Raw genomic sequence first — 25,193 nt, 5'->3', positions numbered from 1 at the left:
GGCCCGGGGCTAACGGGGGCCCTCGGCGCCGCCTCCCCCGCGGTGGGCGGCGATGCCCTCGATCAGCCGGTCCAGGGCGAACTCCAGGGGGGAGGCCATGTCGCCGAACGGCTCGTCGCCGAAGTCCTCCAGGTCCCCGCGCTCCCCGAGGGATGCGAGAACGGGATAGCGCCCGTCCGAGGCCGCCCGCCGGAGCACGGCCGCGTACTCGGCCGCCGCGTCCTGCGGCGCGTGCCCGGCGAGGTCCCCCGTCATCCGGGCAAGGCCGTGGATCGATGCGCTGAGGAAGGCCGCGGTGTCGAGCGTCTCCCCGGTGCTCAGCCCCGCGCGCAGAAGCGGCCCCGCGATCGCCTCCAGCCAGGCGACGCCCCGCGGCCCCCGGGGCGGCCCGGTCACGGGCGCCCGGGCCAGCCACGGCCGGTCGAGCCTGCGGCGGTAGAACGCCCGCGCCCAGACCCGCACCTGCTCGGGCCAGCCGCCGCTCACCGCCGCCGTGTCGGGCGGGTCGCCCACGGCGGAGTCGACCATCAGCTCGACCAGCTGGTCCTTGCCGGACACGTAGCGGTAGAGCGACATGGTCGTGTAGCCGAGCTCCCGGGCGGTGCGCTGCATGGTGACCGCCTCCAGGCCCTCGGCGTCGGCCACGGCCACGGCGGCCTCCACCACCTGCTCCAGGGTCAGCGCGGGCCGCGGCCCGCGCCGCGGGCGCTCGGCCGTGCCCCACAGCAGGTCCAGCGTGTCGGGCACCGCCCGGTCGTCCCGGCCCCCGTCGCGGCTCGCCACTGCCCCACCCCGTTCCAGACTCCTCGCGGCCCGGAACAGGTGTACCACGCACACGGCCCCCGGCCGCGCGGCGCGGTCGGGGGCCGTCGGGGCGGGTGCGGCCGGTCAGGCCGCGGCCTCCTGCACCGCGCGGCGCTGCTCGCCCATGAGCATGCGCAGCTTGCCCACGAAGAGGGACAGGGCGATGCCCGCGACCACGGCCAGCAGGCCCAGCATCAGGAAGTAGGTCCCGCCGAGCACCGGCTGCAGGCGGCCGACCTGGGCGCCGACGGCGTCGCCGGCGGTGATGGACAGGAAGAACAGGCCCATCATCTGCGCCTTGAACGCCTGCGGGGCGAGCTTGGAGGTCATCGACAGGCCCACCGGCGACAGGCACAGCTCGGCGATGGTCTGCAGCAGGTAGACGCCGACCAGCCACATCAGGCTGACCTTGACCGTGCCGCCGTCGGTGGCGGCGGTCGCCCAGCTCATCACGACGAAGGAGAACCCGCACAGCACCAGCGCCGCGGCGAACTTCATGCCGGTGCTGACGCGGTCGCCCAGCTTGGTCCACACCAGGGCGAACACCCCGGCCAGCACGATCACCATCAGCGGGTTGACCGCCTGGGTGGAGCCGGCGGGCACCGCGAAGGAGCCGATGTGCAGGTCGACGTGGTCCTGGGCGAACAGGGTGAGCGGGCCGGCGGCCTGGTCGAAGATCATCCAGAACACGGCCGAGGCGATGAACAGCCACACGAACGCCGTGAGCTTGGGGCGCTCCTCATCGGTGATGTCGTCGCGGCGCACCACGAACATGTAGACGAAGTAGGCGATCGGCACGATGATCGAGAAGGCCGTCAGCACGTAGGTGACGTTGTCGACGCTGAGGGTGCCGGTCAGCGCGGCGGCGACGAAGGCCAGGGCGATCGCGGCCGCGGCGATGCCCAGGATGCGCAGCACGCGGCCGCGCTCGCCGGCGGTGAGCGGGTTGCCGGGCGCGTCCCCGGCGCCGCGCAGGTTCTTCTGGCCCAGCACGTACTGCAGCAGGCCCAGGGCCATGCCGACCGCGGCCACGGCGAAGCCGACGTGCCAGTTGACGCGCTCGCCCAGGTAGCCGACGAGGAACAGGCCGATCGCCGAGCCGATGTTGATGCCCATGTAGAACAGCGAGTAGCCGGCGTCGCGGCGGGCGTCGGGCTGGTCCTTGTACAGCTCGCCGACCATGGCGGAGATGTTCGGCTTGAGCAGGCCGGTGCCGACGCAGACCAGCGCCAGGCCGAACCAGACGAAGGCCGATCCGAACTCCAGCGCGAGGCTGATGTGGCCCAGCATGATCACGACGCCGCCGACCAGGACGGTGCGGCGCTGTCCGAGGAGGCGGTCGGCGATCCACCCGCCGGGCAGCGCCGTGAAGTAGCTCATGGCCAGGTAGAGGCCGACGACCGCGGTGGCGGTGCCCGTTCCCAGGCCCATGCCTCCCTCGCTCACCGCCGCCGCGAGGAAGAGGACGAGGATGGCGCGCATGCCGTAGAAGGACAGGCGCTCGTTCATCTCCGTCCCGGCCAGGGTGATCAACCCTTTGGGGTGGTTCCGCATCGGTTTTCCCGTCGTTCGCGTGTGCCCGCGGGCCCTTCTGGGGCGCGCGGGCGCGGCCGGGCGGACCGGCTTTCGGCACAGGTGCGCCCCGTGCCCCTCGTGGGGGCCGGGGTTGCGGCGGGCCGGGCGGCTCTGGCTGACGATCGGGGCTTCCGGTCGGCGGGCGCCTACCGCCCCGCCGGGGACGTCCGTGGTCACGGACGTCCGTCCTGGTCAAGGAATGTACACCCTGTGGCATTCCTGACTTTCCACCCACTTGGTGTTTGTTGCATTCCCCACATGACATATCGGACAGCAGGGGCCGCACCGATCAGGGCCCGACCCGCGACACGGCGCGCGTTCAGCGCCGATCTTTGCCCCGGGCGAACTGATTAGGGTAGCCTCAGCTAAAAGAGGGCGGGCCGTCCGTGACATGCGGCGCGGCCGCCCCCGCCACCGCGCACCCCCGGCGTTTCGAGGAAGGTCGTCCGGCGCATGCCCGAGGTCCCGAGCCCGCTGCAGGCCGTCGTCGACGCCTGCGCGCCGCTGAAGTTCTCCCCGCTACCGGCCCTGCGGGTCCCCGGCCTGAGCGCGGGGGCGGGGGATCCGGTCGCCGACCAGTGGTACCGCACCGACCTGATGGTCGCCGACGGCGAGGTCCCGGTGCTGTTCGAGCGCCTGACCGCGCTGGGCGGGCGCGGCCACCGGCTGCCGGCGGTCACCGACTTCCTGCGCGCCACCCTGCGCGAGCCGATCTTCATGGTGGCGGCCGGCACCTACCTCACCCGCCGCGCGGCCCTGCTCGACGCCGACCAGCTGTGGTTCCCGTGGTGGTCCTCGGGCGGTTTCGGCACGCCGACCGTCAGCGGCGGGCGCACCGCCGTGCTGGACGACGACCCGGCGGCGGCGCACCCCTCGGCGGTCGTCTGCGCCGACGAGGACGCGCTGGTCCGGCTCGCCGCCGAGCACATGGTCGCCGCGTTCACCCCGGTCATCGACGCGCTGCACGCCCACACCCGCGTCGGCCTGCGCACCCTGTGGGGGTGGGTGCTGGACACCGCGCACTTCTACATGCTCAACCCGGCGCGCTTCCTGGGCCGCGACGCCGAGGAGGCCTGGCGCCTGGCGTGCGCCCTGGGCGACGCGCTGATCGAGGCGGGTGCGGTGACGCGGGCCCGGCCGCGGCTCTTCCCGTTCCGGGAGGACCACCCGCGCGGGACCTGGGCGGTGCGGGGCACCTGCTGCTTCGACTACAAGGGCGACCCGGAGCACGGCTTCTGCACGACGTGCCCGCTCAAGTGCGACGACGACCGCAAGGACGAGCTGCAGGAGTGGATCCGCAACCCGGCGCTGGCCCCGTAGCGGCCGCCCTCCGTTCGGGACCATTGCGCCGAGTACCCGGGAACTCGGCCGCTAGGGCGCCGGGGCCGCTCGCGGAATCGTGTCGGTAGCGCCGGGCGTACGGGCTGCCCGCCCACCGCCGGGCGCTTTCGGGAACCACGAGCGGAATGAGGCAATGCCGTGAGCATCATCCAGACGGGCAAGCTGAACCTGTCCTCGGAGAACCCGGTCGAGAAGAAGGGCGGCCAGACGCACACCTTCACCCGGGTCGACTTCCCCACCCCGTTCCCGTCCGGGTCCGACGTCATCGTGCAGGTGACGGTGCAGACCTTCAACGGCCCCGAGACCCCGGGCGTCCGGCTGCACGACGTGAGCGAGACCGGTTTCTCGATCCGGATGAACGAACTGTTCGGCGCCGGTGTCACCGGTGACGGCACGCACGTCCGCGAGACCGTCGGCTGGACCGCCTACACCGTCTGACCCGGTCCCGGCCCGCCGGGGCCGACGGCCGCCGCGGGGGCGGGCCAGGCCCGTCCCCGCCCACGGGAAGGTCCTGGGCAAGGGGCTCCCGCGCATCACCCGCCTGCGGCCGGGGGCGTCGCGGTTCACGCTCGTCGACCCGTCGGGCAACTCGCTGATCTTCATCCAGCGCGACGAGCCGGAGGTGGGGTACGGCGGGTCCAAGGAGCTGGAGGGGCTGCCGCGGGCCCTGGACAACGCCAGGATCCTGCGCGAGTTCAAGAACGACGACCGCGCCGCCATGAGGGCCTTGGTGTCGGCGCTGCGCCGGCACTCGGAGGGGGCCTCCGAGCTGGACCTGGCGCTGGTGTACGCGAACCTGGTCGAGCTGGCGGCGGTGCTCGGTGAGCACGCCCGGCGCGCGGAGTGGGAGGCCGAACTGCGGAGGATCCCCCTGGACGAGGACGGGCGCCGGCGGGTCGCGGCCCTGGACCCCGGGGCGGAGGCCGTGAAGGAGTGGGCCCACGACGCCCCACACCGCGCCTGAGGGCGGCGGGAGCGTCCTCAGAGCACCGCCTCGGGCTGCGCGGCGCCGACGTGGTGCACGGCGGTGAGGTCGGCGTGCGGGGCGAGCAGGCCCCGCAGCTCTTCGGCGGCGTCCTTGAGCAGGGCGCCGTCGTCCTCGACCCTGAGGGTCTCCAGGACGAAGACGACGCGGGCGGAGTCCTCGGTGACCCGGGTGCGGTGGGCGTCCCGGTGGTTCCAGTGGCGGGTCAGCACGCCCTCGTCGTCGGCGTAGACGACCTCGCCGGGCTCGGGGGCCTCGACCGTGTCCGGCTCGCCGAGCGGGGTGAAGGCCTCGGTGCCGTCGGCGCGGCGGACGGCGACGTCGCCAAAGACGCGGTCCAGGTCGAAGGCGCCGGCGGGCAGGCCGTGGCCGACGGAGACCGCGTTGTAGGAGTCCACGGGCGGGTTGATGCGCGGCAGGGCGCCCTTCTTGGCCAAGCGTCGGCCGAGGGCGTCGACGCTGGGGCGGACGCGCCGGGGGTTGGTGCCGAAGGAGCGGTAGGCGGCGTGCCAGGCCCCGATGCGGGGGTCGGTCTCGCCGGCGGGCTCCCAGGAGCCGTCGGCGACCCCGAGCTCCAGGTCGGCGACGGCGGCGTCGGTGGCCGGCCACGCTTCGCGCCCGCGCAGGCCGGATGCGGTGACCAGGGCGATGAGGGTGCCGGGGAAGGCGTCGACGATCGCGGGCGCGAGGCGGAAGGCGGTCATGGCGGTGCTCCGTGGGTTCGGACGGGGAGGGCGGGATCGTGCGGGGCGTACCGGCGCCGGGCCTGACGGTCCTCGGCACGGCACGGGACCGGCGTGTCATCGAAACGACTGAACGGTACAACGCACCGACCATCACATGTCAACCGACCGACCGTAGGGTGTAGTGCGATGACCCCGACCGGCACGGAGGAGGGCGCATGGCCGAGGAGGCGGCGCTGAGGACGGTGGCGCGCAACGTCCGGGTGGCCCGGCTGCGCGCGGGCCTGTCCTTGGAGGAGCTCGGCCGGCGCGCCCAGGTGAGCAAGGGGGCCCTGGTCGGCCTGGAGAAGGCCCAGGGGAACCCGAACCTGGCCACACTGGTGCGGCTGGCCGACACACTGGGCATCCCGGTGTCGGCCCTGTTGGAGGGGCCGGCCGAGGAGCGCGTCCGGGTGGTGGACTCCGCGTCCGTGGAACCGCTGTGGAGCGGGGAGCACGGCGGACGCGCCCTGCTGATGCTCACCACCCCCGGCCCGGCGCCGACGGAGGTCTGGCGGTGGCGCCTGGAACCGGGCGAGGAGTACCCGAGCCACCCGCACCAGGCGGGGGTGGTGGAGACGCTGAGCGTGACCTCCGGGCGGATGGTGCTGGTGGTGGACGGCGTCGAACACGCCGTGGGCGCGGGGGAGACCGCGGCCTTCGCCGGGGACGCGCCCCATGCCTACCGAGGTGCGGGCGAGGAGACCTGCGACCTCGTCATGACGGTGCACCTCCCGCCCGCCCCGGACAGCGGGGGCGCCGCCCCCTGAGGAACGGGGGTCTGTGCCCGGCGGGCGGTGGGAGCGGCGTCGACGCGGATCACGGGGCCGGCTCGCCCAGTACTGCACGGGAGCGTTGGGCGGACGCCGTGGCGGGGTTTCGACTCCCCGCCACGGCGGGCCGCGGCGGTCTAGAGGACGGTGCAGGACCGGCCGTTGAGCGTGAACGCGGTCGGTTCGGGGTTGCTGCCGGCGTGGGAGGCGTTGAAGCCGACACTGACCGAGCCGCCGGAGGGAACGCTGCCGTTCCAGTTCGTGTTGGACACGGTCACTGTGGATCCGGACTGCGTCCACTCGCCCGACCATCCGCTGGTGACCTGTTGGCCGGCGGGGAAGCCCCAGGACAGCTCCCAGCCGTCGAGCGCGGAGGACCCGTTGTGCGTGACGGCGACCTCGCCGGTGAAGCCGGTGGCCCACTCGTTCGAGACCGTGTAGTCGACCTCGCACGGACCGGGCGCCGCCCCCTCCCCGGTGGTGGCCGCCACCGGCGGGGACGGATCGGAGGCGTTTCCGGCCGCGTCGTGGGCGACCACGGTGAAGGAGTACTCGGTCTCGGGCAGTAGGCCGGTGACGGTCGTGGAGGTGCCCGCGGCGCTCGCGACCTGTTCACCGCCCGCGTGCACCGTGTAGCGGGCGACGCCGACGTTGTCGGTGGCTGCGGGCCAGGACAGCTCCGCCGTGGATGAGCCGACCTCGTCGACCCGGGGCTGCCCGGGGGCCGAGGGCGGCTCGGAGTCCGGCTCCCCTCCGCCTGCGAGCGCGTCGTGGACCGCGTCGTAGGCGGGTTTGGGGCGGTGGTCGTCGTCGAAGAGGAGCGGGGCGCCGTACCCCTCGAACACGTCGGGCACCCAGGAGTAGGTGTCCACGATGCCCCAGACGGTGACGCCGATACAGCGGTCCACCGCCAGGCAGGCGTCCACCACCTGGCGGTAGTCGCGCGCCTGCTGCTCCAGTTCGGCCTGGTCTGCGGGCATCTGGATGCGCACGTCCAGCTCGGTGACGGCCACGTCCAGGCCGAGGTCGGCGAAGCGCTGGATGTTCTGCTGCATGTCGCCGGGCACCTGGCCGTTGACGAGGTGGGCCTGCATGCCGATGCCGTCGAGCGGGACGCCCTGCTGCAGCAGGGAGCGTGCCAGCTCATAGTAGGCGTCGCTCTTGGCGTTGATCCCGTCGATGCTGTAGTCGTTCAGGTACAGCTCGGCGTTCGGGTCGGCCTCATGGGCCATGCGCAGGGCGTCGGCGACGTAGTCCTCGCCCAGGGTGTCGTAGAAGACCGAGTTCCGCCACGACCCGTCCCCCAGGAAGATCTCGTTGGCGACGTCCCAGTAGGCCACCCGGCCGGCGTACCGTCCGGCGACCGCATCGATGTGCTCGCGCATGACCTGGCGCAGCTCGTCCCGGCCGAAACCGCCGTCGGAGACCCACGAGGGGAGCTGGCTGTGCCAGACCAGCGTATGGCCGCGCACGCGCTGACCGTTGGCCTCGGCGACGTTCATGAAGGCGTCGGCGCCTCCCCAGGAGAACTGCCCCCGCGAGGGCTGGACCGACTCCCATTTCATGGCGTTCTCGGCGGTGGCGGCGTTGAACTCGGCGCCCGCGAGGCGCGCGAAGTCGGGGTCGTCGTCGAGGTGGTCGGTGCCGAGGGCCGCCCCGATCTCGAAGCCCCGGGCCTGCGCGTGCTCCCGAAGCGGCGCGTCGGCATGCGCGGGCGCGGGGGCCAGCAGCGCGGCACCGACGAGCAGGGCCGCCGCTCCGGCCCCGAACCACCGCCGGAACCGCGAGGGGCGTCGGGGGCCGTGTCGATCCACTTCCATGTCGCTCCTTCTGTGTGCGGGATGGCGTTCGCGAAATGGGAGCGCTCCCATTCACGAGTGAGGAACGTAACACCGAGAGCGACGATGTGGATAGGAGTCATCACCGGGAGGTTCACGCCCTTTATGGAAGCGGGGGCGCTATGCGCCTCGGGGCACGTCGGCCCCATGGACGAACGCGACGGGCCGGTTTCTGCACGTGCCGGCGTAGCCGGCCTTGAGCGCCTGCACTGCGCCCGGACCGACGGATCCACCCCGCACGGGTCGCGCCCCTGAGGAGATGCCTCATCCACCTTCCATAGGGGCGATCGGAGCCTCCCGCGTAAATCGATAGTGGCGGAATCACCACTATCGATGGCCACTCCCGTTGGAGGGCGGTGCCCAACGCCCCGGCCGCCTGCATCCCGCCTAACCGCTGAGCAGGATGACCGCCGGGTCGTCATAGGACGTCCAGCCGCTGAGTTCGATCCTTTCGGGGTCTGCGCTTCGCGGGAGGTCGAAGGGGATCTTGCCCTCTGCGACCGACCCCGGGTTGACCTCCTCGAAGAGGGTTCCTCCCTCTTCGGCGAGCACGCTGGCCGACTCATCGGCCGAGTACTCCTTGCCGTCGACGCCGATCACCCGGGCGTCGGTCGAGGCGAAGTACTCGGGCTCCTCTCCCACGTTGCGGGCCTGAACCGACACCACCAGGTACCGGCCGCTCGGCTCGGAGGTGAAGGGCGCGTCGCCGAAGGACTGCACATCGTCCTGCACCCGGGTCACCGTGAACTCGAACCCGCCTGAGACGGCCGGTTCACCGACACCCACCGGGCCGCCGTCCGCGCCGACATCCGATACGCCGTCCCGCCTCTCGACGAGGGTGTTCACCAGAACGGTGCAGCCCACGGCGAGGAGGATGGCCAGGACCGCCAGCACGGCACAGCCGATACCGATGATCTTGCCCCACGGGGTCGTCTTCTCCTGCGACGGCGGCGGATAGCCCGCGTAGCCGCCTCCGGGAGGAGGCCCGCCGGGCGGCGGACCCCCGGGCGGTGGGCCTCCCCAGCCTCCCGGGGGCGGCCCACCGGGAGGTGGTCCCCAGGCCGGGCCGCCCCGCTCAGGCGGCGGTGATCCGGGCGGCGGCCCCGCCCCCGTCGCACCGGGCGGCATCCGACCTCCGGTGGGGTGAGCGCCGGAGGGGCCCGCAGGCCCGGGCGCAGGGACGCCTGCCGCACCCTGGCCTGCGCCGCCGGGGCCGGCCTGAGGCCGAGAGTCTCCGCCGTCCGCAGGGGCGAACCATGGACCCGTCGACCGGCCGCCCGGCTCCTCCCGCTCCGGAGAGCCCGCGCCGCCGGGATCCGGCGTGGACCCGTCGGACGGGTCCCGGGGCGCCTCCTCCGGAGGCCGGGGGGCGTCCCCGGACGACGGCCGCCCGTTCGCCTCGTCCCCGTCCTCGGGCGGGTGTCCGCCCTCGCCCGGCTCCCTCTCCGTCATCGCCTCGCCCCCGCTCGCAGGGCGGACCCGGTCGCGCCGCTTCCGGACCGCCAACGCCTCGCACGCGAGATGTGCTACCCGGAGTCACGGAATGGGGAAACTCCCGTCACCGTGCGTATTGGGCAAACAGGCCGCGGCCGCCCCTCACGACGCCCGCTGAGAGCGCCGGGCCCACAGCACCAGCGCGAACACCGGAACGACGAACACCGCCGCGAAGGCGTTCAGCCCGCCGAACCCGAACGCCGACAGCAGCACCCCCGACAGCGCGCCCGCCCCGGCCCCGCCCAGGTTCATCGCCAGGTCCGTCACCCCCTGGGCGCCCGGCCGACGCTCCGGCGGAAGCGCCTCGGCCAGCATCGCCGACGACGACACCAGCCCGAACGACCACCCCAGCCCCAGCAGCACCAGACCGGCCATGACCACCCCTTCACGGTGGTCGGAGGCGCCTGCGATCACGACCGCGACGAGGAGGATCCCCTGCCCCGCGACCAGCGTGGGGATCCGCCCGACCCGGTCCGACAGCCACCCCACCACCGGCGACAGCGCGTACATTCCGGCGATGTGCAGGCTGATGGTCAGCCCGATCACCGTGAGCGCCGCGCCGCCGTGGGACATGTGCACCGGCGTCATGGTCATCACCGCCACCATCACGGTGTGCGAGGCGACGGTCCCGACCAGGGCCAGCAGCGCCATGGGCGTGCGCACGACCAGGCGCAGCGACTCCAGCGGCGGCTCCTTGCCCGCGCTCGCCGCCCGGCCCCCGCCGGTCTCGCGCGCGACCAGCAGCGGGTCCGGGCGCAGGAGCAGCAGGGTCAGCGCCCCGGCCGCGGCGAAGGCCAGGGTGGAGAAGAGCAGCGGCCCCAGGAGCGGGTCGAGCCCGAGCGGGCGGGCCACGGCCGCCCCGGGACCGGTGAGGTTGGGGCCCACGACCGCCCCCGCCGTCGTCGCCCACACCACCAGGGACAGGTCGCGCCCGCGCGTGGCGTCGTCGGCGAGGTCGGCGGCGGCGTGGCGGGCCTGCAGGTTCGTGGCGGTGCCGGCGCCGTAGAGGGCCATGCCCGCCAGGAAGACCGGGAACCACCCGGCCTGGGCACCGCCGATGGCCACCGCGCCGCCGCACGCCGCGACGACCCACCCGGCGCCCAGCCCCGGGCGGCGCCCCCGGCGCGCCGCCAGCCCGGCCAGCGGGAGCGCGAACACCGCCGCCCCGAGGGTGATGGTGGTGGTCGCCATGCCCGCCCAGCTCTGCGAGCCGGTGAGCGCCTCGGCGATGAGCCCGCCCACCGAGAGTGCGGCGCCGACGCCGAGACCGCCGACGACCTGGACCGCCACCAGGACCGAGACGGCCCGCCGCTGCACCCGGGCACGGTCGTGCCCGTCTCCGGCCCGTGCCCGGCCGCCGCCCGGCGCCTCCCCGGCCGTCGTCATCGCGCCCCCACCGCCGCTCTCTCTCCTGTGGCGCGCCCGCCGCCACGGGCTTGCGCGCTCATCATCGGATGACCGGCACAATGCTAGGGGGGCGACGATCGGGCGCTCGGAGGCGGCCCTCCCGCCGCCGGGGCGCTCCGGCCGCCGTACCGCCACCTGAGGAAGTCGTGCTCGCGCTCGGCCTTGCGCATCTCGCCGTAGAGGGCCTCGGGGTCGACCGCGCACACCGCCACCCCGCCGGGCGGGAGGGGCCAGCGCGCGAAGGCCCAGTACCGGCGGGTGTAGGCGCCCCAGAGCACCACCCAAGCGCCCTGCTTCTGCCACTCGATGTGGGTGGCCACGCGCTTGCGGTCCTCGTCCTCGTCCTCCATCGCAGAGGACGCCATACCCGCACGCATGACGGGCGAAAGGGCCGATAGTGGACAGCCCTTTCCTATGGACACACGGCCACCGGTGTTCATCGGCGTTTTCGGAACCACGCCCCGAGAGGGGGGCGCCGCGCCGTTGCCGTATCCCGGCACGGACGGATGCCGTGCCGGCGCCCGCCCATTCGACCGCGGAGGACATCGCGGCCGAATCCACCAATCTGGGCGCTGGGCGGCCAACCTGTGGCGACCTGCGCGAACACGGTGTCCGAGGCCGTCCTCCCGCCCCCTCAAGCCTCCGGTGCGCGTCAGGCCACCCGGGGCAGGCGTGTGCGGGCATGCGCCCCTCGCGAAACGACGTCTCCCCTGGCTCGACGTCGCGTTTCGCGGCCTTGACGCGTTCCCGCTCTCGCCGGTCGGGGCCCCGATGGAAGCGCGCGAAGAGCGCACGGAGAACGGCCCGGGCGTCCCGCCGCGGGCCGTCGTGCGTCTTCGTCTCCGGGGTCCGTCAGCGCACGCCGACGGCCTGCCGACCGGAGATCTGCTCGGAGCCGGGCACCGGCTCGGCCGGGTCCCCGCCCAGCTCGATGATGCGGTTCTCCCGGTCCACGTGCACGATGCTGGGCGTGTGCCGACCGCGCTCGGCCTCGTCCACCTGGGCGTAGCCCATGATGATCACCAGGTGCCCCGGCTTGACCAGGTGCGCCGCCGCGCCGTTGATCCCGATCACGCCGGTGCCGCGCTCGCCGGTGATGGCGTAGGTGACCAGCCGCTCACCGTTGTCGATGTCGACCACGTGCACCTGCTCGCCGTCGACGAGGTCGGCCGCCTCCATGAGGTCGGCGTCGATGGTGATCGATCCCACGTAGTGCAGGTCGGCCTGGGTGACCGTGGCCCGGTGGATCTTGCCGTTGATGAGGGTGCGCTGCACGATCTCGGTCCTCGTTTCGCGTTCTCGCCGTCTACAGGCCTCGGAGAGGTCCCGTGCGGCTCCCATGATGGCGTGCCCGCCCGACCACGGAGAACGCGGGGGGCCGCCCAGGTGTTCCCGGGCGGCCGCGCGGACGGAGACGGCGCAGACGGCGCCTCCTAGGGCCCCTCACCGCCTGGACGGGCGCGGAACGGAGGTGGACGGACTCCCCCGCCCCGCAGCCCCGCCCGGTGGCCGGCTCAGTCGTCGGCGTGGTGGTCGTGGTTGGCGGCGCCGCGGCGCCAGTAGCCGTCCACGACCGAGGTGGAGTTGCGCACGAACCCCATCTCCTTCAGCCGGCGCCGCACCGGCTTGAGCGAGTCCGCCTCCCCGCCGAACCAGGCGAACCCGGTGCCCTCGGGCAGGGTGAGCCCGGCCAGCGCCCGGTCGAGCAGGTCGGTGGTGCCCGGCGCGGCGCCGTCCCGGTGCAGCCAGGTGATCGACGCGCCCTCGGGGGCGTCGATGTACTGCTCCTCCCGGGCGTCGGCCACCTCCAGGAGCGCGAGGACGCGCGCGTCGCGCGGCAGGTCCTCGATGCGCCGGGCCACCGCCGGCAGCGCGGTCTCGTCCGCGCCCAGCAGGTGGTAGTCGTACCCGCGGTCGATGTGCAGGGTGCCGCGCGGCCCGAGCACCCCGAGCTCGTCACCGGGGCGGGCGCTCATGGCCCAGCGCCCGGCGGGGCCGTGGTCGTGGGCGACGAAGTCCAGCACCAGCTCGGCGGCGGAGGGGTCGAAGCTGCGCACCGTGTAGTCGCGGTAGGTCAGGCCGGGGGCGCGCATGTTCCAGCGCCCCTGCTCGTCCATGGCGGGCAGGCGAGGGCTGCGCTCGCCCTCCCCGGGAAGGAACACCTTGACGTGGTCGTCGAAGTTGTCGGTGCGGAACCCCTCCAGCTCCTCGCCGGTGAGCACCACGCGGATCATGCGCGGGGTGACCCGGTCGACCCCGCTGACCCGCAGGGTGCGCGGCTGCAGGGGGTACCACTCCAGCCTGGGCTCCGTCAGTGCCGCGGTCATGTGGACTTCTCCTTCTCGGGTTCGGATGGGGTGCGGGGAGGGGGGACGGCCGCGCCGCCCGGCCGGGCCCGGCGCAGGCCGGGGAAGGCGCCGGCGATGGCGGCGGTGAGCGCCACCGTGGCGGCGCCCCCGGCGAGCACGGCGGCCCCGGGGCCCACGACGGCGGCGAGCGCGCCGAGCACCACGCCGCCCAGCGACCCGCCGACGGTGTTCTGCGCCGTCCAGACGCTGTTGACCCGCCCGCGCAGCGCGTCGGGGGTGTGCGACTGCAGCAGGGCGAAGCGCAGGATCTCCTCGATGATCTCGGCGAAGCCCAGGGCGACCAGGGCCGCGACGGCGGCGGTGAGCGCGGTGGAGGCGCCCAGCCCGGCCGCGGCGGCGCCGCACAGGGCCACGGCCGCCAGGAGCACCGCCCCGGCGCGGCGCAGGCGCGCGGTCCACCCGCTGGTCAGCGAGGCGGCCACGGCGCCGGCGGCGGAGGCCGAGTAGAGCAGGCCCGCGGTCTGCTCACCGCCGCCCAGGACCCGGTCGGTCAGCTCGGGGATGAGCACGTAGGGGGTGGCGAAGAGGAGCTGCACGAAGCCGAGCAGCAGGATGGGGCCGACCACCCGGTCCCGGACCGCGAAGCCCGCGCCCTCGGCGATGGCCGCCAGGGGCGAGGGCCGTGCGGTGGCGCCGTCGGTGGCGCCGTCGGTGGCGCCGTCGGCCGCACCGGGGGCGTGCTCGGGCGCCATGGCGGGCAGGCGGGCCACCATCAGGGTGGTCACCGCGGAGGCGGCGGCGGTGACGGTGTAGACGAGCGGGTAGTCCAGCAGCGCGATCAGCGCGCCCCCGGCGGCGGGCGCGACCACGCTGCCGAGCTTGCCGGTGAGGGCGAGCAGGGCCCCGGCGGCCGGCAGCCGGTCGCGCGGCAGCAGCCCGGGGACCGCCGCCTGCAGCGCCACCTGGCTGAAGGTGCCCAGGAAGCCGTTGAAGGCCGCGCACACGACGATCGCGGCCATGGCGGCGGCGCCGTCCAGCCACAGGGCGCTCAGCGCGAGCCCGGTGAAGGCGGCGGTGGCGGCGAGGCGGCCGGTGACGATGAGCCCGCGCCGGGGGCGGCGGTCGGCCAGCACACCGGCCACCAGCGTTCCGCCCAGCACCGAGACGCCGTTGACGGCGTTGACCAGGGCCACCATGGTCGACGAGCCGGTGAGGCCGTAGACCTGGAGGGGGAGCGCGACCAGCGCGAACCCCAGCCCGAAGACGGACAGGGTGCGCGCGGCGAAGACGGTGCGGAAGGGGCGGCTGGCCTTGAGGGGGGTGAGGTCGATGGCCGCGCGGCCCAGGGCCCGGCGCAGCCGGGGGCCGCGCGCGCTCACGCCGCGCCGGTGGCCCCGGCGCCTTCCATCGCCTCACGCAGGCTCCGGGGCCGCAGGTCGGTCCAGTTGGCCTCGATGTGCTCCAGGGCGGAGGTACGGTCGGCGGGCCCGTAGACGGTGGTCCAGCCTGCGGGGACCTCGGCGAACTCCGGCCAGAGGGAGTACTGGTCCTCGTCGTTGACGAGCACCAGGAAGGTGCCCTCGGGGTCGTCGAAGGGGTTGGTCATGGTCCGGTCCTCGATGGTTCGGTGTCCACAGTGCACGGGGCGCGGCCGCCCAGGGGCCACCTTCCCGCACATCGCACGATTAGGCAAGCCTTGCCTTAGGGTTTTATGTGTGGCCTGCGCCGCCGTCCCCGCCGGCGCCGTGCGCGGGGGCGTCCGCGTCCCTCGGGCGGCGCAGGCCCCGTTCGGCGGCCGCCGTGGACGCGACGACGGCGGTGCAGGCCGACCCCGCTGCCAGCAGGGCGGCGGCCGGGCCCAGCAGCGCCGCCAGGGCGCCCATCAGGGACACCCCCAGCGAGCCGCCGACGGTGGCCTGGGCCAGCCACACGCCGCTGACCCGTCCCCGCAGCTCGTCCGGGGTGCGCGACTGGACGAGCGCATAGCGCAGGATCTCCTCCAGGGCCTGCCCGCACCCCAGGAGCAGCAGCGCGGCCAGCGCCAGCGGGACCGACCGGCTCAGCCCCAGGCAGGCCACCGCCGCTCCGCACAGCCCCACCGCCGCGCAGACCACCGCCCCCGGGCGCCGCACGCGGCCGGTCCAACCGCTGGTGAGCGAGGCCGCGACGGCCCCGGCGGCCGGCGCCGCGTACAGCAGCCCCGCCTCCTCGGGCCCCGCGCCCAGCACCGTGTCCGTGAACTCGGGGATCAGGACCAGCGGCATGGCCAGCAGCGCCTGGGAGAAGCCGAGCACCATGAGCGGCCGCACCACCGGGTCGCGCACGGCGAACACCGCGCCGCCCAGGGCCCGGCCGATCCCGCCCCCCGCGTCCTCGCCCTCCTCGGGGCGCGCCCGCGGGAGGAAGAGCGAGGCGGCGATGGCGAACAGGGCGACCACCGCCGTTCCGGCGAACCCGGCGCCCACGCCGAAGGCCGCCACCACCAGCCCGCCCAGCGCGGGCGTGGCCACCGCACCGATCTGCGCGGTCAGCGCGAACAGGGCGCCCGCCGCGGGCAGGCGGGCCGGGCCGACGAGCGCGGGGACCATGGACTGCTGGGCGATCAGCCCGGTCGTGCCCACGCACCCGCTGACCGCCGCGCCGAGGTAGATCATTTCGAGGCGGGCACCGCCGGGCAGGACGGTGTTCGCGGCGAACAGGGAGACCACGACCGCCTCGGCGACGGCCCCGGCCAGGACCAGGCGGCGGCGGTCGACCCGGTCGGCGAGGGGGCCGCCGACCAGCGTTCCGGTGAAGCTCGACAGGCCGTTGACCACGCTGACGCTGGCGACGAGCACCGAGGACCCGGTCAGCGCGTAGACCTGCAGGGGCAGGGCCACCATCCGGTAGCCGCCGCCGAGCAGCGACACCAGCCGGACCGCGAACAGGATGCGGAAGCCCCCCGGTGTGCGCAGGGGGCTCAGGTCCATGGCGACGGAGGAGAGCGAGGAGGCGGTCACGCCCGCACCCCGTTCCGGCCGCGGTCACTCCCGGTCATGGTCCCCTTCGGGGCGGTCCGCGAAGAACAGGGCCGCCTTCTTGTGCGGGAGGGCGACCTCTCCCCCGAACCGCAGGCCCGCCCGCTCGGCGGCCCTGCGCGCCGGGGCGTTGGCGGCGTCGGGTTCGATCAGCACGGTCCGGCACCGCCGGTCGGCGGCGAACACGGCCTGCGTCACCGCGGCGAAGATCCGTGCGCCCAGCCTGCGGCCGGTGTCCTGCTCCTCGCCGATGGCGATGTGCAGGCCCACGTCGTGCGGCTCGGAGCGGTAGGCCTCCCCCACGACGTCGCGCGCCGCCCGGTACAGCTCGATGTAGGCCGCGTCCCTGCCGTCCTCGGAGACCAGGACCGGGCGGGAGAACGTCCCGGACACCTGCCCGGCGATCTCCTCGGCCCAGCGCTCCCTGGTCCAGGCGCGCTCGAAGAACCGCTCCACGTGGGGCCGGTTCATCCAGGTGTGCAGCGTCTCCAGGTCCGCGCCGCCGGCGCGGGCGACGCGCATCGCGAAGGGCGGCGCCGATGCGGGGACCGGGGGCGGTCCGGCGGCCAGGACGTCGGGGCCCGCGGGGATCTCCCGCGGGGAGCGCCAGGGCGCTCGGGTGCTGTCGGGCACCGTTGGGTCACCTCCGTTGTCGGTCGCGGCCGGTCGGCCGCGCGCGTACGCCCGCCTCGGCGCCCTGTGCAGGGCGCCGAGGCGGGCGATGGGTCTCGGGGCCCGCCGGAACGCGGCCGGCCCCGGTCACAGGTCCTTGAGGACGCGCTCCTCCAGCTCGTCGAAGACCAGCAGCCCGGTGGTGTAGCTCATCGCGCCCACGAACGGGACCGGGTAGACACGGTCGGCCTGAGCCGGCTCGGTCTCGTCCCAGGGCCCCTGGTCCATGATCTTCTGGACTTCGGGATCGACGTCGCCGTTCTCCTGCGCCCGCACGATGACGGCGTCGTACTCGTCGAGCCGGTCCAGCTCCTCGACGGAGAGGCTCTCGCTGAACGCCCCGTCCTCGGCCGCCTCGGTGAACCGGAGGCCGGCGTCGGCGAGCACGTTGGCCCCGTGGGCGTCGCGGTGCTCCAGTGTCCAGTTGCCGTCGCCCCACGCGGCCACCGAGGCGAAGGTCGTGTCCTCCAGCTCCTCGGCGTAGGTCTGGGACAGCTCCTCGGCGCGCGCGTCGTACTCCTCGACGAGCTCGGCGTGGGCGTCGGCCACCCCTGCCGCGTCGGCGATGCGCTCGCTGGTCTCCTTCCACTGCACGGGCGCGTCCATGGCCGCCACGGCGACCGGGGCCACCTGCTCCAGCTCGGAGTAGTCGAACTCCATCGCCGAGGCCAGGCCGGAGACGATGAGGTCCGGCTCCAGCTCGGCGACCTTCTCCACGTCGATCTCCAGGTCGGTGCCGACCTCGGGCAGCTCCTCGACCTGCGTCAGCTCCTGTGGGGTCAGGCTGGTGTCCTGGGTCCCGCGCGAGACCCCGACCAGCTCGGCCTCCTCCACCGAGATGAGCGCGGGCACCGCCCACCCGATGGCGACGATGCGCTCGGGCGACTCGGGGATCTCCACCTCGCCCTCGGTGTGGTCGCTGGCGAAGCCGCGGGTGGCGGTGTCCGTCTCCTCCTGCGCGCCCGTCCCGCTGCCGCACGCGGCCAGGGTCAGGGCGAGGACCGCCGCGGCGGCGCCGGTGCCCAGGCGCCGCGCCAGGGCCGGGGGATGGGCGGTCGAGGCGCGTCCCTCCATGGTGTTCCTGCTCCGTTCCGAAGATGTGAGGATCGCCTATCCTCTGATAGGCCAGCCTTACCTTACTGCGCCGTCCCCGGTCTGCAATGCGGTGGTCCGGGACGATTCGGGATCGTGACCTTCGGGCGGGGCGGCGGCCGCCCGCCCGGCGAGCGCGGCGGCCAGGGCGCGCCCGACCGCCTCCAGGCCGGGCCCCTCCAGCATCCGCAGGTGGGGGGCGGGGACCTCGGCGGTCTCCACCGGCCCGGCGGAGAAGGCCCGCCACGCCTCGACCGCCCCCGCGGGTGTGTCCTCGGCGGTGAGCAGCAGGACCGGACCGGTGTAGCGCGGGGCCCCGGGGGCGGGCTCCTCCCGGAGCAGCCGCGCGGCCAGGCGGTGGTTGGCGGCGAGCGGACCGTCGCCGTCGCCACCGGCCGGGGCCCCCGCGGCGCCCGCGGCGCCCGGAAGCGGGGCGTCCAGCAGGGCCACCAGGCCCACGCGCTCCCCCTCGGCCTCCAGCAGCCCGGCCACCGCGTGGGCCACCGCCCCGCCGAACGACCAGCCCGCCAGGTGGTAGGGCCCCGAGGGGCGCACCCGGCGGATCCGGTCCGCATAGGCGCGGGCCAGCTCCTCCACCGAGCCGGGCCGGCACCCGTCCGCGGCCGCGGCCAGGTCCGGCGACTCGATCCCGTACAGCGGCCGCTCCGGCGGCAGGTGGTCCCGCAGCCCGACGAACGGCAGCGCCATCCCGCCCGAGGGGTGCACGCAGAACAGCGGCTCCTCCCCCGCGTCCCCCGCGCCCGCGCGCAGGGTGACCACCCCGTCCGGGGCGCCGTCCCGCCCCCGCAGGAACTCGGCCAGCGCGGCCGGGGTGGGGTGGGCGAACAGGTCGGAGACGGCCGGGGCGCGCCCGGTCTCGGCGGCGATGCGCGACCGCAGCCGCACCAGCAGCATCGAGTGGCCGCCGGCGGCGAAGAAGTCGTCGTCGGCCCCGATCCCCTCGGCGCCCAGGACCTCGGCGAACAGCGCGCACATCACCGCCTCGGCGCCGTCGGCCGGGGGCCGCCCCGGCGCCGGGGCCGCGGCGGCGTCCGGCACCGGCAGGGCGTCCCGGTCGAGCTTGCCGTGCGCGGTCAGCGGCAGCGCCTCCAGCGCAACGTAGGCGGCCGGGAGCATGTAGTCGGGCAGCCGCTCGGCCAGGTGGGCCCGCAGCTCGGCCGCGCCCGGGGCACCGTCCCCGCCGGGGGCGGGCACCACGTAGGCGGCGATGCGCCGGTCGCCCGTGACCGGCTCCCAGGTGTCGACGGCGGCCGCCGCCACCCGGCCGTGCGCCTCCAGGGCCGCGGCGATCTCGCCCAGCTCGATGCGGAAGCCCCGCACCTTCACCTGCCCGTCGGAGCGGCCGATGTAGTCCACCGCCCCCTCCGCCAGGCGCCGCACCAGGTCGCCGGTGCGGTACATGCGCGCCCCCGGGGGCCCGAACGGGTCGGCGGTGAACCGCTCGGCGCTGGTGCCCGGGCGGCCCAGGTAGCCGCGGGCCACCCCGGCCCCGGCCAGGTACAGCTCGCCGACCACGCCCGGCGGGACCGGGCGCAGCCGCGCGTCCAGCACGTAGGCGCGGGTGTTGGCGGTCGGGTGGCCGATGACCGGCCGCTCGCCGTCGGCCAGGCGCGCCGACAGCGCGTCCACGGTGGCCTCGGTGGGGCCGTAGAGGTTGTGCACCTCGGTCCCGGGCAGGTCGCGCAGCCGCCCCCACAGGGTGCGCGGCACGGCCTCCCCGCCGACGCCCATGGTCAGCGGGTGCGCGCGGCCGCCGTCCTCCGCCGGCCGGTCGAGCCCGGCCGCCAGCAGCTGGACCGCGTGCGAGGGGGCCACCTCGACGAAGTCGACCCGCTCGGCGCGCAGGCGCCGCACCAGCAGTTCGGGGTCGTGCATCTCCTCTTCGGTGGCGATGTGCAGGGCGTGCCCGTCGAGCAGCCACAGCTGCGGCTGCCAGGAGGCGTCGAAGGCGAAGGACCAGGAGTGCCCCACGCGCAGCCGGTCCCGCCCGGCGCGGCGCCGGGTCGGCAGGTACAGCCTCTCCCGATGGCTGGCGAACAGGTTGGCGATGCTGCGGTGCTCGACCTGCACGCCCTTGGGGCGCCCGGTGGAGCCGGAGGTGTAGATGACGTAGGCGGCGCACCCGGGGGTGAGCGGCGCCGTCCGGTCGGCGTCGACCGGGTCGGTGCCCGGCCGGCCGGAGGCGGTGTCGGGGCCCAGGACGAGCAGCGCGGAGGCGTTCCCCAGCAGGTCCGATGCGCGCTCCTCCAGCTCCGGGGCGGTGATGAGCAGCGTGGGCCCGGCGTCCTCCAGCATTCCGGCGATGCGCCCGTCCGGGTAGGCCGGGTCGATCGGCAGGTAGGCCGCACCGGACTTCAGGACCGCCAGGATCGCCGCGACGGTGTCGGCCGAGCGCGGCAGCAGCAGCGCCACGATGCGCTCCGGCCCCGCCCCGCGGGCGATCAGCTCGTGCGCCAACCGGTTGGCCCGCTCGTTGAGCCCGCCGAAGGTCCACTCCTGCCCGGCGCAGGACACGGCCGGCTCCCCGGGCCCCTGCGCCGCCTGGCGCTCGAACAGCTCGGGCAGCGTCACCGCCTCGGCGGGGACGGCCGGCCCGGAGGCGGCCGCGGCCGCCGACCGCTCCTCCTGGGCGTCCATGAGGCCGACCGCGCTCAGCGGCGTGTCCGGCGCCGTGGCCACCGCCTCCAGCAGCCGCTCCAGGCGCAGGAGCATGTTGCGCGCGGTGCCCTCGTCGAACAGGTCGGTCGCGTAGACCAGCGTGCACTCCAGGCCGCCGCCCTCGGCGCCCCGGTCGGCGAATTCGAAGGCCAGGTCGAACTTGGCGGCGTCGGCCCGCACCGGGTGGCGCCGCACCCCCAGCCCCTCCATCTCCGGCGGGGTGGGGCCGCCGCTCTGGTAGGCCACCATCACCTGGAACAGCGGGTGCCGGCTCATCGACCGGGCCGGGTTGAGCAGCTCCACCAGGCGCTCGAAGGGGATGGAGTCGTGCTCGAACGCCTCCAGGTCGGTCTCGCGCACCCGGGCGAGCAGCTCCCGGAACCCGGGGTCGCCGGAGGTGTCGGTGCGCAGGACCAGCGTGTTGACGAAGAAGCCGACCATCTCGTCCAGGGCGGCGTCGTCGCGCCCGGCCACCGGCGTGCCCAGGGGGACGTCGGTGCCCGCGCCCAGGCGGGTGAGCAGGGCGGCGACCGCGGCCTGCAGGACCATGAACGCGCTGACGTCGGCCGAGCGGGCGAGGGTGCGCAGGCGTGCCTCCAGGTCGGCGCCGAGCACGGACCCCACCGAGCCGCCCGCGCCGCGCGCGACGGCGGGACGGGGCCGGTCGGTGGGCAGCGGCAGCTCCTCGGGCAGGCCGCGCAGCCGCTCCCGCCAGTAGGCGGCCTGGCGGGCCGACTCGCTGTCCGGGTCGTCCTCGGAGCCCAGGACCGCGCGCTGGTGCACCCCGTGGTCGGCGTACCGGACGGGCAGGGGCGTCCACGCGGGCGCCCCTCCCGAACGGCGGGCGGTGTAGGCCCGCCCCAGGTCGCGCAGGAGGGGGCGGGCCGACCAGCCGTCCGCGGCGATGTGGTGGACCACCAGCAGCAGCACGTGCTCGTCGGGGCCGGTGCGGAAGAGGCGGGCGCGCAGCGGCGGCTCCTCCTCCAGGCGGAACCCGCCGGCGGCCTCGGCCTCCAGGGCCGCGTCGAGGCCGTCCTCGGCGACCTCGGTGACCGGCAGCGCGGGCCGTCCCTGCTCCGGGGCGAGGATGCGCTGGTAGGGCACCCCGTCGTCCTCGGGGAAGACGGTGCGCAGCGTCTCGTGCCGGTCGGTCAGGTCGCCGAGCGCGCTCTGCAGCGCGGCGGTGTCGAGCCCACCGGTGAGGCGGGCGCAGAAGGGGATGTTGTAGGTGGCCGAGGGGCCGTCCAGCCGGTGCAGGAACCACATGCGCTGCTGGGCGTAGGACAGCGGCGGCCGCTCGGGCAGCTCGGTGCGGCGCAGCGCGGGCCGGGCCCGCTCGCCGCCCAGGGCCCGGGCCAGCCCGGCCACGGTCGGGGCGTCGAAGACGGCGCGCAGGGGCACCTCCCGGCCCAGGGCCGCGCGGATGCGCGCCACCAGGCGGCCCGCGAGCAGCGAGTGGCCGCCCAGGGCGAAGAAGTCGTCGTCGATGCCGACCTCGGGCACCCCCAGGACGTCGGCGAACAGGTCGCACAGCAGCTGCTCGCCGGGGTCGCGCGCGGGGCGGCGGACGGCCAGGCCGGCGAAGTCGGGGGCGGGCAGGGCCGACCGGTCCACCTTGCCGTTGGGCAGCACGGGCAGGGCGTCCATGGGCACGATCGCGGCCGGGACCATGGCGGGCGGCAGCACCTCGCCGAGGCGGGCGCGCAGAGCGGCGGGGTCGAGGCCGGCCGGGACCGCGTAGCCCACCAGCATCGGGGCGCCCTCGTCGTCGTCGAGCACGGCCACCGCGGCCGCCGCGACCCCGGGGACCGCGGCCAGGGCGGCCTCGGTCTCCTCCGGTTCGACGCGGAAGCCGCGGATCTTGACCTGGTTGTCGGTGCGGCCGAGGAACTCCAGGCGCCCGTCGCCGGTCCAGCGCACCAGGTCGCCGGTGCGGTACATGCGGGCGCCGGGCTCGGCGGCCCACGGGTCGGCGATGAACCGGCCCGCGGTCGGTCCCGGGCGGTTCAGGTAGCCGCGCGCCAGCGCCCGTGCGCCGCCGGGGCCGGGCTCCTCGGCCAGGTACAGCTCCCCGGGCACGCCCGGCGGCACGGGCCGCAGGCCGCCGTCAAGCACCCGGGCCCGCACCCCCGGGTCGGGGCGGCCGATGGGCACGCGCTCGTCCCCGGTGTCGGCCGTGCACGCCCCGATGGTGGCGTTGACGATGCCCTCGGTCGGCCCGTAGCAGTTGAACATGGGCCCGCGGGCGGCGAACCGGCGCACCAGGGCGGGCGGCACGGCCTCGGTCCCCGCGAGCACGGTCATCCCCTCGGGCAGCTCGGTGCCCTCCGGCAGCGCCGAGAGCAGCGCCGGGGGCAGCGCGGCGTGGGTGACGCCGCGCTCGTGCAGGAAGTCGGCCAGCGGCGGGCCGGGGACCCGGCGCTCGTCGGGGACGACCACCAGGCGGCCGCCGCCCAGCAGCCCGATGCACATCTCCCAGAACGCCACGTCGAAGCCGGGCGAGCCCATCTGGGTGATCACCGCGCCGGGCCCGGCGCCGATCCGCCGGTCGGCGGTGGCGGCGAGCTTGGCGATGCCGGCGTGCGGGACGACGACTCCTTTCGGCGTCCCGGTGGAGCCGGAGGTGTAGATGACGTAGGCCGCGTTCTCGGGGGCCACGGGCGCGATCCGGTCGGCGTCGGTGACCGGCTCGGGCGAGGCGGCGGCCACCTCGGCGGCGTCGCGGCCGCCGGGCACCAGCAGCGGGGCTCCGGTCAGCGCCGCGACCCGATCGGCCAGTCCGTCGTCGGCCAGCACGCACACCGGGGCGGCGTCGTCCAGCATGGCGGCCCACCGCTCGTCCGGGTGGGCCGGGTCCAGGGCCAGGTAGGCCGCGCCGGAGCCCATGACCGCGACCAGGGCGACGATGAGCTCGGGCGAGCGCGGGGCGGCGACCGCGACCGTGCGCTCGGGGCCCGCCCCGCGCGCGATGAGGGCCCGGGTCAGCCGGGCGGCGCGGGCCCGCACCTCGGCGGCGGTGAAGGAGGTGTGCTCGCCCTCCAGCACGGGGGCCTCGGGGGCGGCGGCGACGCGGCGCTCGAACAGCTCGGGGAAGGTCGCGGCGGGCACCCCGACCGGCCCGCCGGCCGAGTAGGCGTCCAGGCGCTCCCGTTCGGCCGCCCCGGGCAGGGCCAGCCCGGCCACCGGGCGGTCGGGGTCCTCGACGAGGGCGCCGAGCACCCCCGCCGTCCAGTCGCCGATCCGCTCGACCAGCGCGGCGGGGACCCGGTCCGGCAGGTGGCCGAAGCGCAGGCGCAGGCCGCCGTCGGGGGCGCCGCCGGGGACGGCGGCGGCCGAGAGCGGGTAGTGGGTGGCGTCGGCGGACCCGCGCACGCGGGCGCTGAGGCCGGGCACGTCCGCCGCCGGGTCGGCGCCCTCCAGGGGGTAGTTCTCGACCACCAGCAGGGTGTCGAACAGCTCGCCCCCGGCCGCGGACTGGATGTCGGCCAGGCCCAGGTGGTCGTGCTCCAGCAGCCGCGCCCGCTCGTCGCGCATGCGGGTGAGCAGCCCGGCCGCGCTCTCGCGGGGGCGCAGCGCCACGCGCACCGGGACGGTGTTGATGAACAGGCCGATCATCGCCTCGGCGCCGTGCAGCTCGGGCGGGCGGCCGGAGACGGCGGTGCCGAAGACGACGTCGTCGCGGTCGAGCAGCCGGGCCAGCACCAGGCCCCAGGCGGCCTGGAGGACGGTGCTGGGGGTGACGCCCCGCTCGCGGGCGAGGGCCTCCATGCGCCGGGTGAGGCCGGCGGGCAGGTCGACGGTCACCCCGCGCGGTGCGCCGCCGTCCGCACCACCGGCCGCCCCGGCCCGCCGCTCCGCCTGGGCCGCCTCGGTGATCCGGGTGGGGCCGGGCACCCCGCCCAGGGCCTCGGCCCAGGCCTTGCGGGCGGCGTCGGTGTCGCGGGAGGCGAGCCAGGCCAGGTAGTGGCGGTAGGGGACGGGCCTGGGCAGGGCGGCGGCGCCGTCGTCGGCGTAGATCCGCATCAGGTCGCGCACCAGCAGCGGCAGGGACCACCCGTCGAGGAGGATGTGGTGGTGGGTGAGGACCAGGACGTTCCGGTCGGCGCCGGTGCGGGCCAGGACGAACCGCAGGAGCGGCGGGCGCGCGGGGTCGAAGCGGGCCGCGCGTTCGGCCTCCAGCAGGTCCGGGAGGTCGTCCTCGGTGGTCTCGGCGTACCGCCAGGAGGCGGGGACGGACGTGCCGACCAGGGCGGCGGGCTGGCCGTTGCGGCGGCGGCGGAAGGCCGAGCGCAGGTGCGGGTGGCGCACCAGGAGCGCGTCGGCGGCCCGGTGCAGCCGCTCGGCGTCGAGCGGGCCGTCCAGGTCGAGGGCGACCTGGACGTTGTAGGCGTCGGCCGCGCCGTCGCCGAGCCCGCTGTGGAACAGCAGCCCCTCCTGCAAGGGGGTCAGCGGGAGGATGTCCTCCAGCCCGGATGCGCTGCTCAC

At 75.5% G+C, this 25,193-nt stretch carries 19 protein-coding genes; 4 read left to right on the top strand and 15 right to left on the bottom strand.

Annotated elements, in window-relative coordinates; all coding sequences use genetic code 11:
- Positions 1–9: 9 nt before the first annotated feature.
- Both C892_RS0113635 and C892_RS0113630 read right to left on the bottom strand, forming a co-directional pair.
- Entirely contained in the window at positions 10–783 is a 774-nt protein-coding gene (locus tag C892_RS0113635; RefSeq protein WP_017557672.1) for a TetR/AcrR family transcriptional regulator C-terminal domain-containing protein, read from the bottom strand.
- Between the two features lie 105 nt (positions 784–888).
- A complete protein-coding gene (locus tag C892_RS0113630; RefSeq protein ID WP_026124340.1) occupies positions 889–2,358 on the bottom strand; it encodes a peptide MFS transporter in 1,470 nt (489 codons plus the stop codon).
- Between the two features lie 474 nt (positions 2,359–2,832).
- Here C892_RS0113630 and C892_RS0113625 point away from each other — a divergent pair, with 474 nt between their 5' ends.
- The 3 genes from C892_RS0113625 (at position 2,833) to C892_RS28935 (ending at position 4,684) form a co-directional block, all read left to right on the top strand.
- The gene (locus C892_RS0113625; protein WP_017557670.1) at positions 2,833–3,699 is read left to right on the top strand and encodes a (2Fe-2S)-binding protein; all 867 of its coding nucleotides are present in this window, start codon (positions 2,833–2,835) and stop codon (positions 3,697–3,699) included.
- A gap of 159 nt (positions 3,700–3,858) precedes the next feature.
- Complete coding sequence (locus C892_RS0113620; protein ID WP_017557669.1) at positions 3,859–4,158, top strand: hypothetical protein; 300 nt, start codon at positions 3,859–3,861, stop codon at positions 4,156–4,158.
- A 184-nt stretch (positions 4,159–4,342) separates the two neighbouring features.
- Positions 4,343–4,684 (top strand): DUF8817 family protein, encoded by a 342-nt coding sequence (locus C892_RS28935; protein ID WP_017557668.1) that lies wholly within the window; start codon positions 4,343–4,345, stop codon positions 4,682–4,684.
- A gap of 17 nt (positions 4,685–4,701) precedes the next feature.
- Here the strand turns inward: C892_RS28935 and C892_RS0113610 are convergent, their stop codons facing one another.
- A complete protein-coding gene (locus C892_RS0113610) occupies positions 4,702–5,409 on the bottom strand; it encodes a B3/B4 domain-containing protein (protein WP_017557667.1) in 708 nt (235 codons plus the stop codon).
- A gap of 197 nt (positions 5,410–5,606) precedes the next feature.
- On the opposite strand from C892_RS0113610, the gene C892_RS0113605 reads away from it, so the two are divergent.
- Positions 5,607–6,197: a helix-turn-helix domain-containing protein gene (locus C892_RS0113605; RefSeq protein ID WP_017557666.1), complete on the top strand. Its 591-nt coding sequence runs from the start codon at positions 5,607–5,609 to the stop codon at positions 6,195–6,197.
- A 140-nt stretch (positions 6,198–6,337) separates the two neighbouring features.
- Here the strand turns inward: C892_RS0113605 and C892_RS0113600 are convergent, their stop codons facing one another.
- The 12 genes from C892_RS0113600 to C892_RS0113545 form a co-directional block, all read right to left on the bottom strand.
- On the bottom strand, positions 6,338–8,020 hold the full coding sequence (locus tag C892_RS0113600) for an endo-1,4-beta-xylanase (RefSeq protein ID WP_017557665.1): 1,683 nt from the start codon (positions 8,018–8,020) through the stop codon (positions 6,338–6,340).
- A gap of 405 nt (positions 8,021–8,425) precedes the next feature.
- Positions 8,426–8,932, bottom strand: coding sequence for a DUF4352 domain-containing protein (locus tag C892_RS0113595; protein ID WP_017557664.1), 507 nt, complete (start codon positions 8,930–8,932; stop codon positions 8,426–8,428).
- A gap of 702 nt (positions 8,933–9,634) precedes the next feature.
- Positions 9,635–10,918, bottom strand: a complete 1,284-nt coding sequence (locus C892_RS0113590; protein ID WP_017557663.1) for an MFS transporter — start codon at positions 10,916–10,918, stop codon at positions 9,635–9,637.
- Between the two features lie 83 nt (positions 10,919–11,001).
- Positions 11,002–11,304, bottom strand: a complete 303-nt coding sequence (locus C892_RS28930; protein ID WP_239647389.1) for a hypothetical protein — start codon at positions 11,302–11,304, stop codon at positions 11,002–11,004.
- A 487-nt stretch (positions 11,305–11,791) separates the two neighbouring features.
- A complete protein-coding gene (gene panD, locus C892_RS0113580; RefSeq protein WP_017541150.1) occupies positions 11,792–12,214 on the bottom strand; it encodes an aspartate 1-decarboxylase in 423 nt (140 codons plus the stop codon).
- A gap of 239 nt (positions 12,215–12,453) precedes the next feature.
- On the bottom strand, positions 12,454–13,266 hold the full coding sequence (locus tag C892_RS0113575) for a siderophore-interacting protein (RefSeq protein WP_017541151.1): 813 nt from the start codon (positions 13,264–13,266) through the stop codon (positions 12,454–12,456).
- Positions 13,263–14,627, bottom strand: a complete 1,365-nt coding sequence (gene entS, locus C892_RS0113570; protein WP_017557661.1) for an enterobactin transporter EntS — start codon at positions 14,625–14,627, stop codon at positions 13,263–13,265. Before entS (C892_RS0113570) ends, C892_RS0113575 begins: the two co-directional genes overlap by 4 nt.
- Complete coding sequence (locus tag C892_RS0113565) at positions 14,624–14,854, bottom strand: MbtH family protein (RefSeq protein WP_017557660.1); 231 nt, start codon at positions 14,852–14,854, stop codon at positions 14,624–14,626. Before C892_RS0113565 ends, entS (C892_RS0113570) begins: the two co-directional genes overlap by 4 nt.
- A 103-nt stretch (positions 14,855–14,957) precedes the next feature.
- Entirely contained in the window at positions 14,958–16,247 is a 1,290-nt protein-coding gene (gene entS / locus C892_RS0113560) for an enterobactin transporter EntS (RefSeq protein ID WP_017557659.1), read from the bottom strand.
- A gap of 24 nt (positions 16,248–16,271) precedes the next feature.
- A complete protein-coding gene (locus C892_RS0113555; RefSeq protein WP_017557658.1) occupies positions 16,272–16,898 on the bottom strand; it encodes a GNAT family N-acetyltransferase in 627 nt (208 codons plus the stop codon).
- A gap of 126 nt (positions 16,899–17,024) precedes the next feature.
- The gene (locus C892_RS0113550; protein ID WP_017557657.1) at positions 17,025–18,011 is read right to left on the bottom strand and encodes an ABC transporter substrate-binding protein; all 987 of its coding nucleotides are present in this window, start codon (positions 18,009–18,011) and stop codon (positions 17,025–17,027) included.
- A gap of 57 nt (positions 18,012–18,068) precedes the next feature.
- Positions 18,069–25,193 (bottom strand): non-ribosomal peptide synthetase, encoded by a 7,125-nt coding sequence (locus tag C892_RS0113545; protein ID WP_017557656.1) that lies wholly within the window; start codon positions 25,191–25,193, stop codon positions 18,069–18,071.

Source organism: Nocardiopsis baichengensis YIM 90130, from assembly GCF_000341205.1.
GTDB classification, from domain to species: Bacteria; Actinomycetota; Actinomycetes; order Streptosporangiales; family Streptosporangiaceae; genus Nocardiopsis_A; species Nocardiopsis_A halophila.
The sequence above is the reverse complement of the archived record's forward strand: the minus strand, read 5'-3'. Positions and strand labels throughout refer to the sequence as shown.

Coding starts and splice junctions, on each gene's coding strand:
- C892_RS0113600 (WP_017557665.1), bottom strand. CDS start 8,020: ATGGAAGTGGATCGACACGGCCCCCGACGCCCCTCGCGGTTCCGGCGG.
- C892_RS0113565 (WP_017557660.1), bottom strand. CDS start 14,854: ATGACCAACCCCTTCGACGACCCCGAGGGCACCTTCCTGGTGCTCGTC.
- C892_RS28930 (WP_239647389.1), bottom strand. CDS start 11,304: ATGGCGTCCTCTGCGATGGAGGACGAGGACGAGGACCGCAAGCGCGTG.
- C892_RS0113590 (WP_017557663.1), bottom strand. CDS start 10,918: ATGACGACGGCCGGGGAGGCGCCGGGCGGCGGCCGGGCACGGGCCGGA.
- C892_RS0113550 (WP_017557657.1), bottom strand. CDS start 18,011: ATGGAGGGACGCGCCTCGACCGCCCATCCCCCGGCCCTGGCGCGGCGC.
- C892_RS0113625 (WP_017557670.1), top strand. CDS start 2,833: ATGCCCGAGGTCCCGAGCCCGCTGCAGGCCGTCGTCGACGCCTGCGCG.
- C892_RS0113630 (WP_026124340.1), bottom strand. CDS start 2,358: ATGCGGAACCACCCCAAAGGGTTGATCACCCTGGCCGGGACGGAGATG.
- C892_RS0113605 (WP_017557666.1), top strand. CDS start 5,607: ATGGCCGAGGAGGCGGCGCTGAGGACGGTGGCGCGCAACGTCCGGGTG.
- C892_RS0113610 (WP_017557667.1), bottom strand. CDS start 5,409: ATGACCGCCTTCCGCCTCGCGCCCGCGATCGTCGACGCCTTCCCCGGC.
- C892_RS0113575 (WP_017541151.1), bottom strand. CDS start 13,266: ATGACCGCGGCACTGACGGAGCCCAGGCTGGAGTGGTACCCCCTGCAG.